This window comes from Solimicrobium silvestre (assembly GCF_002976435.1).
GTDB classification, from domain to species: Bacteria; Pseudomonadota; Gammaproteobacteria; order Burkholderiales; family Burkholderiaceae_D; genus Solimicrobium; species Solimicrobium silvestre.
The window spans coordinates 1-1,197 of record NZ_PUGF01000063.1 but is presented as its reverse complement, the minus strand read 5'-3'; the positions used below and the strand labels follow the sequence as shown (position 1 = coordinate 1,197).

Here is a 1,197-nt window from a genome sequence, read left to right as displayed (position 1 = left end):
TGGCGACCGCCGTTCCATCGCCGACATGCTGGATTTCCAGCATGTCGGTCATGCCATTACCCGTGAAATTACCCATCACCGTTTGGGTGTCCGCACTCCAATTGCCGTTCTGACTGAAGCCACTGCCTGTGCTATTCCACGTACTAATAGTCAAGCTGCCGTTTGCCGCGATTGAGGTTGCCACAATCGCGGCACGACCATCGCTATTGGCATTTGCCAGTTGGTATGTTGCTCCCTGTTGCCATGCTCCCAAGACGGAATCCACGCCCTGGGTATACGCACTTCCTTGCGCATTCGAATACCACACACTGGCGACCGCTTGACCTTGGGCGTTCTCCCAGATCTGCACCAAATCAGAACTACCAACACCCGTCGCATCACCGGCTAAAAATTGCTGGTTCAATTTCGGCGCACCTAGTGATACGCTAATCATCGCACCTGTACTTGGTATGAGCGCCTCGAAACTCACCGTACCGCTCGTATTTTCATAAACGATGCCCATCCCTTTTCCGGCGGTGTTGGGGTCGTTGCTTAAACTAAATTGCGCGTAGACGGTATTAATAGTCGCACTGGTAGATTTAAGTCCCGTCAAACCACTATTCACCGCGGCCAGTGCACCAGTGCTGCTGACGCTCACTTGGTCAAAACTGTAGTATGAAGTCGAATACGTCCAAGGTATCACCAACGACAGATGTCCTGTTCCACCAACGTCTTGCAAGGCAATCGGGGAAATAAATCCGCCGTTACCACCTTCAGGATCCGCCAGGCTAAGGCTGGCACCCTGCGTAAATCCGGCACCAGTCGATCCCGCAACCCAACGCGTTACCATCACGCTCTCGGTTCCTGTCGTTGACACTTCCATCAGATCCAACTCACCCGTTCCGGTCACATCGCCATATTGAAAGCTATTATTGGCTGACCAGCGGCCTAACGTCGTTTGATCTTCTTGCGTTAAACCCGTCGCGCCCACTACCCAGCGGGTGGCAACGGTCTGCCCATTCACATTTTGAATTTCAATCAGTGCATTGCCGGTTCCAGCGGATGTTTGCCCAAACTGATATAGCGTACCTGCCACCCATTTGCCCAGTACTGTCGACGGTCCCTGGGTATACCCGTTCTGCGCCGCAATCCATTCTGTGGCGACCGCCGTTCCATCGCCGACATGCTGGATTTCCAGCATGTCGGTCATGCCATTAC

At 53.5% G+C, this 1,197-nt stretch carries 1 protein-coding gene; it reads right to left on the bottom strand.

The window, feature by feature from the left end:
* Window positions 1–1,197 (bottom strand): autotransporter outer membrane beta-barrel domain-containing protein (locus S2091_RS24205; RefSeq protein ID WP_165795090.1); only part of this gene is annotated, 1,197 nt, incomplete at both ends.